Annotated in this window: 3 protein-coding genes; 2 read left to right on the forward strand and 1 reads right to left on the reverse strand. The window is 57.1% G+C overall.

Annotated features, from left to right (window positions below; translation table 11 throughout):
• On the forward strand, positions 1-1,086 hold a 1,086-nt coding region (gene radA / locus VGC62_RS17580; RefSeq protein ID WP_331188353.1), incomplete at its 5' end, for a DNA repair protein RadA.
• Positions 1,087-1,302: 216 nt separating this feature from the next.
• Here the strand turns inward: radA and VGC62_RS17585 are convergent.
• Entirely contained in the window at positions 1,303-1,671 is a 369-nt protein-coding gene (locus VGC62_RS17585) for a PilZ domain-containing protein (RefSeq protein ID WP_331188354.1), read from the reverse strand.
• 137 nt (positions 1,672-1,808) lie between these two features.
• Here VGC62_RS17585 and VGC62_RS17590 point away from each other — a divergent pair.
• The coding region (locus VGC62_RS17590) for a carbon starvation CstA family protein (protein ID WP_331188355.1) at positions 1,809-2,030 on the forward strand (222 nt) is incomplete at its 3' end.

Genomic DNA, 2,030 nt, shown 5'->3' on the forward strand with positions numbered 1-2,030 from the left:
CTGATCGGCGGTGACCCCGGCATTGGCAAGTCCACCATTTTGTTGCAAACCCTGTGCGCCATCGCTGAGCGCATGCCCGCGCTGTATGTCACGGGTGAAGAGTCGCAGCAGCAAGTCGCCATGCGCGCCCGGCGTTTGAGCCTGCCGCAGGACAAGCTCAAGGTGATGACCGAAACCAATATTGAAACCATCATTGCCACGGCGCGAGTCGAGCAGCCCAAGGTTATGGTGATCGACTCGATCCAGACCATTTTCACCGAACAGCTCCAGTCGGCGCCCGGTGGTGTGTCTCAGGTACGTGAAAGCGCGGCGTTGCTGGTGCGTTATGCCAAGCAAAGCGGTACGGCGATCTTCCTCGTGGGGCACGTGACCAAGGAAGGTGCGCTGGCCGGCCCTCGCGTTCTTGAGCACATGGTCGATACGGTGCTTTATTTCGAGGGCGAATCGGATGGTCGCCTGCGTTTGTTGCGGGCAGTGAAGAACCGCTTCGGCGCCGTCAACGAACTCGGCGTGTTCGGGATGACCGACAAAGGGCTGAAAGAAGTTTCCAACCCGTCGGCGATTTTTCTGACGCGAGCGCAGGATGAAGTCGCGGGCAGCGTGGTCATGGCGACATGGGAAGGCACGCGGCCGATGCTGGTCGAAGTGCAGGCGTTGGTGGATGACAGCCATTTGTCCAATCCGCGTCGGGTCACCTTGGGGTTGGATCAGAATCGCCTGGCGATGCTGCTGGCAGTTTTGCATCGGCATGGTGGCATTCCGACGCACGATCAGGACGTGTTTCTCAATGTGGTCGGCGGAGTAAAGGTTCTGGAAACGGCATCCGACCTCGCGCTGATGGCGGCGGTGATGTCCAGCCTGCGTAATCGTCCGCTGCCCAATGACTTGCTGGTGTTTGGCGAGGTCGGGTTGTCTGGCGAAGTTCGTCCCGTGCCCAGCGGTCAGGAGCGTTTGAAAGAAGCGGCCAAACATGGCTTTAAACGCGCCATTGTGCCCAAAGGTAACGCGCCAAAAGAATCACCGCCGGGGCTGACGGTCATTGGTGTGACAAGGCTGGATCAAGCGCTGGATGCGTTGTTTGAGTAACGTCACACCCGCTGCGTTTATCCATGGGCGGCAATAGTTTTGTAGGAACCAACGTGTTGGCGAGGCGACCGACACGGTGCGCCTGAGACACCCTCGCGAACACGTTCGCTCCTACAACTGATCGACCGAGCTTGACCAGGAACAGAGTATCAACAGGTCCGTGTTTGCTGCGCGACCGCGCGACGTCTGGACGACGGGGGGATCTCCAGCAGATCATCAAATCTCGATTAGCGCTGCCAACTCCCGATCCAACTCGTCGTGGTCGGCCAGATTCAGCTCGATGAGTCTGCGTAGGTGGGTCACTGACTCCAGTCCGATGTGCTCGCAAACAAACCCCAAGTGATTGTGAGCGTCGTGAGTCAGGTGGACTTCCATCTGCAGGTCGATGTCGATGTTCAGATGGATATCCACAATGAATAACTCATCCGGGTTACCCAGCCAAGGCATGGGCCGTTCGATCAGCAAGCCCTTGAGTGACAGATCAATCAGTGTGACCGGCCAGCTTTTCGAGCCCTGAGTGAGTTCAGTCTTGGCATCGAAAGCGATGCGTGTAAAACGCCGACGGTCTTCGTGGGAATCTGTCATAAGCCGACTTCTCCTTGAGAACTTTGACTATAGGCGAAAACTCACGCCAGACCCTGATAGGGGGTGGCCTTTCGCTGCATCGGCGCTAAACTCGTGTGGCTGTTCATCCAAGTCCACTCAGTTGGAAAAATAAAAAAATGAAAAACAATAATAGTCTGCTGCGCCATGTGCCCTGGCTGATTGTTGCGATTCTCGGGGCCTGTTCCCTGGGAGTGGTTGCGTTGCGCCGCGGCGAAGCCATCAACGCACTCTGGATTGTCGTCGCTGCGGTGGCTATTTATCTGGTTGCGTATCGTTATTACAGTCTGTTCATCGCCAATCACGTCATGCAACTCGATCCAACCCGGGCCACTCCGGCG

Origin of the sequence: Pseudomonas sp. (assembly GCF_036404235.1) — a bacterium.
Classification (GTDB): domain Bacteria; phylum Pseudomonadota; class Gammaproteobacteria; order Pseudomonadales; family Pseudomonadaceae; genus Aquipseudomonas.